The organism is Nocardioides sp. (assembly GCF_035703625.1).
GTDB lineage: Bacteria > Actinomycetota > Actinomycetes > Propionibacteriales > Nocardioidaceae > Nocardioides.
The window spans coordinates 1-5,343 of record NZ_DASSXS010000145.1 but is presented as its reverse complement, the minus strand read 5'-3'; the positions used below and the strand labels follow the sequence as shown (position 1 = coordinate 5,343).

The 5,343-nt window shown below is 71.2% G+C and carries 6 protein-coding genes and 2 rRNA genes; 3 read left to right on the top strand and 5 right to left on the bottom strand.

Annotated features, from left to right (window positions below; genetic code table 11):
• Together VFN12_RS07130 and VFN12_RS07125 are read left to right on the top strand one after the other, a co-directional pair.
• The coding region (locus tag VFN12_RS07130) for an acyl-CoA carboxylase subunit beta (protein WP_325117933.1) at nt 1–1,344 on the top strand (1,344 nt) is incomplete at its 5' end.
• Nucleotides 1,345–1,418: 74 nt separating this feature from the next.
• Nucleotides 1,419–1,844: a hypothetical protein gene (locus VFN12_RS07125; protein WP_325117932.1), complete on the top strand. Its 426-nt coding sequence runs from the start codon at nt 1,419–1,421 to the stop codon at nt 1,842–1,844.
• 24 nt (nt 1,845–1,868) lie between these two features.
• Here VFN12_RS07125 and VFN12_RS07120 read toward each other — a convergent pair whose 3' ends face one another.
• Nucleotides 1,869–2,411 (bottom strand): DUF3145 domain-containing protein, encoded by a 543-nt coding sequence (locus tag VFN12_RS07120; protein ID WP_325117931.1) that lies wholly within the window; start codon nt 2,409–2,411, stop codon nt 1,869–1,871.
• A 146-nt stretch (nt 2,412–2,557) separates the two neighbouring features.
• Nucleotides 2,558–3,481 carry an alpha/beta hydrolase gene (locus tag VFN12_RS07115; RefSeq protein WP_325117930.1) on the bottom strand — a complete coding sequence of 308 codons (924 nt, stop codon included), beginning with the start codon at nt 3,479–3,481 and terminating at the stop codon, nt 2,558–2,560.
• Nucleotides 3,482–3,519: 38 nt separating this feature from the next.
• On the opposite strand from VFN12_RS07115, the gene VFN12_RS07110 reads away from it, so the two are divergent.
• Entirely contained in the window at nt 3,520–4,035 is a 516-nt protein-coding gene (locus tag VFN12_RS07110; RefSeq protein ID WP_325117929.1) for a hypothetical protein, read from the top strand.
• Here VFN12_RS07110 and VFN12_RS07105 read toward each other — a convergent pair.
• From VFN12_RS07105 to VFN12_RS07095, 3 genes are all read right to left on the bottom strand, one after another.
• Entirely contained in the window at nt 4,025–4,879 is an 855-nt protein-coding gene (locus VFN12_RS07105; protein WP_325117928.1) for a tetratricopeptide repeat protein, read from the bottom strand. The genes VFN12_RS07110 and VFN12_RS07105 overlap by 11 nt on opposite strands.
• A gap of 82 nt (nt 4,880–4,961) precedes the next feature.
• Nucleotides 4,962–5,078: ribosomal RNA gene (gene rrf, locus VFN12_RS07100) — 5S ribosomal RNA — on the bottom strand.
• A gap of 163 nt (nt 5,079–5,241) precedes the next feature.
• Nucleotides 5,242–5,343: ribosomal RNA gene (locus VFN12_RS07095) — 23S ribosomal RNA — on the bottom strand; the annotation flags it as partial.

The following is a 5,343-nucleotide window of genomic DNA, read 5'->3' as shown; positions in this document are numbered from 1 at the left end:
GACGGCTCGCTGGAGCTGATCACCCCCGACGACGACTCCGGCATGCTGGCCGCGGTCGGCCTCGTCGACGGCACCCGCGTGGTGGCCTTCTGCTCCGACGCGACCGTCATGGGCGGCGCGATGGGCGACCAGGGCTGTCGGGTCGTGGTCGACGCCTATCACCGGGCCATGACCGACGGCGTACCGATCATCGGCCTGTGGCACTCCGGTGGCGCCCGGCTGGCCGAGGGCGTGCTGTCGCTGCACGCGGTCGGCCGGATCTTCCAGGTGATGACCCAGGCGTCCGGCAAGATCCCGCAGATCTCCGTGGTCCTCGGCCCCGCCGCGGGAGGCGCCGCCTACGGACCGGCCCTGACCGACGTGGTGATCCTCGGCCCCGAGGGCCGGATCTTCGTGACCGGCCCCGACGTGGTGCGCTCGGTGACGGGCGAGGACGTCGACATGCTGCGACTCGGCGGCCCAGAGCCGCACGGCCGCCGCTCCGGCGTCGTCCACATCCTCACCGAGTCCGAGCGTGAGGCCCTCGACCGCGCACGCGGGGTCGCGACCCTGCTCGGCTCGCAGGGCAGCCTCAAGGTCGAGGACGTCGAGGACCGCGACCTCGCCGAGCTCCTGCCCGAGTCGCGCAAGCGGGCCTACGACGTGCACCCGCTGGTCGAGTCGATCCTCGACGCGGGCACCGTCTCGGAGCTGCACGCCCGCTGGGCCCCCAACATCGTCACCGCCCTGGGGCGGCTCGGCGGTCGCACGGTCGGCGTGGTGGCCAACAACCCGCTCCGGCTCGGCGGCTGCCTGGACTCCCTGTCCGCGGAGAAGGCCTCGCGCTTCGTGCGCCTCTGCGACGCGCTCGGAGTCCCGTTGATCGTCCTGGTCGACGTCCCCGGCTACCTGCCCGGAGTGGGCCAGGAGTGGGACGGCGTGGTGCGCCGCGGCGCGAAGCTGCTGCACGCCTTCGGCGAGTGCGTGGTGCCCCGGGTGACCCTGGTGACCCGCAAGACCTACGGCGGCGCCTACATCGCCATGAACGCCCGCTCGCTCGGCGCCACCCGCGTCTTCGCGTGGCCCGGCGCCGAGGTGGCGGTCATGGGCGCGGTCGCGGCGATCCGGATCCTGCACCGTCGGCGCCTCGCGGAGGTCGCGCCCGACATCCGGCCCCAGGTGGAGGCCGAGCTCGCGGCCGAGCACGAGCGTCTGGCCGGCGGGGTGGACAAGGCGGTGGAGATCGGCGTCGTCGACGAGGTCGTCGAGCCAGCGGCCACCCGCACCGCCCTGGCCCGCGCGATCCACGCCGCGGTCCAGGCCGACGGTGTACGCCGCGGAGCGCACGGCAACATCCCGCTGTGAGACTGGTCGGCTCGATGCCGGCGTAACGCGGCTCACGCTCCTCCGTTGGACAGGGGGAGAGGTGAGGGAAGCCGATGAAACACATCGCACTGATATTCGCGGTGGGCGCCCTGCTGGTCGGCGCGCTCGTCGTACCTGCCCAGGCGGGCGACATCCGGTTCGGCCGGGCGTGGGCCGCCGACAAGGTCCTGCGCGAGGGCTGCCACGGCTACCGCTACCAGTACGTCGTCAGGCCACGTACCAACGACTGGTCGCTGGAGACCTTCCTGCACCGTCCGTCGGGCGGAATTCTTCAGTCCGGAGCTTTCGCCGTGGGCGCCGACCCCAAGCGCGGACACGACAGGTTTCGCATCTGCAACGACTCCGCCAGGCCCGGTCGGTACAAGATCACCGGGAAGCTGACGTGGCGTCGGTGCAACGACCTACCCGGGCCGCTCATGGACTGCCACCAGCGCGTGCGTTGGATCAAGCCCGGCTACTTCCGGTTGCGCCGGGCCTGAGGCTTGGTCGGACCGCTACGTCCGTCAGACGACCTGGTGGAGCCAGCGCACCGGAGCGCCCTCCCCGGCGTGCCGGAAGGTCTCCAGCTCGTCGTCCCACGGCTTGCCGAGCAGCTTGTCGATCTCGAGCTCGAGGGTGGTCTCCCCCAGTGCCGTCTTCACCACCGCGGCCTTGAGCCGGTCCTCGGGGATCATGATGTCGCCGTGGAGCCCCGTCACCGCGTGGAAGACGCCGAGCTCGGGGGTGTAGGAGTAGCGAACACCTTCGGAGGAGGCCGTCGGCTCCTCGGTGATCTCGAACCTGAGGTGGGTCCAGCCGCGCAGGGCCGAGGCGACCTCCGCGGCTGAGCCGGCAGCGCCGGTCCATGACAGCTCGGCGCGGTAGGTCCCCGACTGGGCCGGTTGCGGCGTCCAGTCCAGGTTCACGGCAAGGCCGAGTACGCCCCCCACGGCCCACTCGATGTGGGGGCAGAGTGCGGAGGGGGCCGAGTGCACGTACAGGATGCCCCTCGTCCCCGCGCCCTCGGGGCGGCTGGCGGTGCGTGCGGTCACCGTGTCCTCCTTCATCTCCGGCGTCGAGATACGCCTTCCCCAGCGGTCTGGCGACGGAGGTGAACGGGTCACGTTGAGTCACACGTGTGTAGTTGTGGCCACCATTGTGGCCCATGGTGCGACTGAATACCAGTGAAACGGGTGATCTCGGGCGCGTGGCGTCAGGTTGCGGGCTGAGCGGTCGCCCGGCGGGGCCCGAGCTCCATCAGCGTGCCGAGGACCTCCTCGGCGATGCCGAGACCACCGAGGTGGCTCTCCCCCGCGATCACCGTGAGGTCGGCGTCGGGAAGCCGGTCGACGACGTGCTGGCCGTGCCCCAGCGGCACGATGTGGTCGTCGTCGCCGTGCCACCAGCGCACCGGCACGGTGACCTCGGCGGCCGCGAAGCCCCAGTCACGGGTGAACAGGACCAGGTCGGTCAGGGGCGCCGAGGTCTGGAAGCGGCTGCCGTTGAGCAGGTCGTCGAGGAACATCGCCTTGAACTCCGGCCGAGCCAGCAGGTTCTTGTCGCCCGGCGGCTGGACGGCGGCGTAGAGGTCGAGCGCCGGCCCGGCCAGCGGTCGCACCAGCCGGATGGCCCCGGTCAGCGCCACACCCAGTGGCACGCGCGCCAGGGACAGCAGGGGGCCCAGCCGCACCGCGAGCTGGATCAGGCCACCCTCGACAGCGTCCAGGCCCACGGTCGGGGCCACTCCGCCCAGGACGCCGATCCCGTGCACCCGGTCGGGCAGGCCCACGCCCGCGGCCAGTGCATAGGGGCCTCCCCCGGACAGACCGATCAGCCGCACGGTGTCGATCCCCAGCGTGTCGAGCAGGATCTCGAGATCGCGCGTCCAGTCCAGGATGTCCGGGTAGAGGTGCGGGGTCGACGAGCCGATGCCGGGGCGGTCGATGCCGATGATGCGCAGGCCCTGCTGCTCGGCGTACGTCCTGGCCTCGAGCGGTATCTGCCGCCTCGCGCCCGGCGTCCCGTGCATCCACACGATGGCCTGGCCACCGCGGGAGCCGTACTCCGCGAAGCTCAGCCGCCGGTCATCGCGCACGGCCACGGTGCCCTCGAGCGCAGGCCGCTTGACGTTGCTCATGGCCGAATTCTGGCAGCCACCTCCCCTACGCTCTCCTCATGACCGACGCCCGGACGCCCCGCAGCCTTCAGGTGGACCGCTCGCGACGCGGGCGCGTCCTGATCTGGGTGGCGGCCGTGGCCGTCGCGGTCGCGTTCGGTGCCTGGTTCGTGACCCACCCCGCGCCGCTGCCGGTGCCTGACGAGCCCGTCACGGTCCAGATCCCGCGCGGCGAGTCGGAGTACGTCGGCCTCTACGACCCTGCCGCGGACGACGACCGGACCCTGCACATCAGCGACGTCTCGATCGACGTGGAAGGCGAGGCGACCGTCTCCGTGCTCGTGTGTCAGAACGGCACGGTGTCGGTCACCCACGAGCCCCAGACCTTCTGCACGGACCTGGTCGAGGCGGAAGGGGCAACGCTGTCCCCCGGCGACGGGCTCGTCCTGGAGATCCTCGAGGACGAGGAGGGCCAGGCCACGATCGATCCGGTCGAGATCTCGTTCAGGGAGGGAGTCCAGTGGGGCACCCACCAGGTGGGACCGACGGTCGAGGCGACCTTCCTCAGCCGTTGATGCGCCGCTCCAGCTCGTCGGCCCGCTCCGCGGCGTCGGTGATCTGCTCACCGTCGATCGCCTGGGTCCGGTGGAACCACGCGAGCGCGTCGGTCTCCCGGCCGGCCGCCAGCAGGGTGTCCGCGTAGGCGTAGCGCAGCCGGACGACCCAGGCCGCCCGGCTCTTGGAGTTCAGGGGAGCCATCTCGAGCGTGCGCAGGGCGGCATCGAGCTGGCCGAGGTCGCGCCTCGCGCCGGCCTCCACCAGGGTCATCTCGGCCTTGGCCTCCGGGGCGAAGTTGGCCACCGACGGGCTCTTCGCCAGCTTGAGGGCCTGGTCGGGGTGGCCCAGCGCGCGGTGGCAGTCCGCCATGATCGGGAGGTAGGCGGTGGCGCCGTTCATCCGCTTCGCCGCCCTGAGCTCGGCCAGCGCCTCCGCGTAGTGACCGGCCGCGTAGGCCGCCTCGCCGGTGGCCTCGCGCACGACGGCGAGCCGTGCCGCCCGGGCTCGCGCGGCCAGGGCGTGCTGGTAGGCCGTCTCCGGGTCGTCGTCGATCAGCATCCCGGCCGCGGCCAGGTGCCGGGCCACCCGCGCAGCCAGCTTCTCGGGCAGGCCCTTCAGCTGGGCGGACACGGCCCGGTCCAGCTCGCGACCGGTGATCTCCGCGGGCAGCTCCGGGCCGTCATAGCGCGCCTGGGTGGCGGAACGCTCCTCGGCCTGGGTGCGATCACGCCCGCGGCCGCGGTCATCGCTGCGACGCCTCTCTGACCTCGGGTCCTGACGCTTCCCCTGACCGGCGGGCCGCCGGCCGGACGGACGCGACGGACGCTGGCTGCGACGGTCCTCGGCCACGACAGTGCTCACTCCTTCGACTTCGTCCTGCGTGCGCACACAGGCGCGAAATGACGTGGAGGCCACCCGACTGGGTGGCCTCCACGAAGTGTATGTCCGGCGGCGTCCTACTCTCCCACAGCCTCTCGGTTGCAGTACCATCGGCGCTGGAAGGCTTAACTTCCGGGTTCGGTATGGGTCCGGGTGTTTCCCTTCCGCTATGGCCGCCGTAACGCTTTTTTCACCCCTGGCCCCCTTTGTTTGGTGGGGGTGGGGGTGTTGGTTTTTTGGGGTGTTCCGCACACGGGTGGTGTGCGGGGTGTGGTGTGGACGCGGGCACGATGTCCCCCCTGTGTTTGGGGGGGTGTGTTGTTGTGGTTTTGGTTGAGGGTTTGTAAGACAAGCCCTCGGCCTATTAGTACCGGTCGGCTGGGCATTGCTGCTGTACACCTCCGGCCTATCAACCCCATGTTCTGTGGGGGGCCTTACCCCATCGT

Excerpts from the sequence above, each read along its gene's own strand:
- VFN12_RS07125 (WP_325117932.1), top strand. The coding sequence starts at position 1,419 with ATGAAACACATCGCACTGATATTCGCGGTGGGCGCCCTGCTGGTCGGC.
- VFN12_RS07120 (WP_325117931.1), bottom strand. The coding sequence starts at position 2,411 with ATGAAGGAGGACACGGTGACCGCACGCACCGCCAGCCGCCCCGAGGGC.
- VFN12_RS07115 (WP_325117930.1), bottom strand. The coding sequence starts at position 3,481 with ATGAGCAACGTCAAGCGGCCTGCGCTCGAGGGCACCGTGGCCGTGCGC.
- VFN12_RS07110 (WP_325117929.1), top strand. The coding sequence starts at position 3,520 with ATGACCGACGCCCGGACGCCCCGCAGCCTTCAGGTGGACCGCTCGCGA.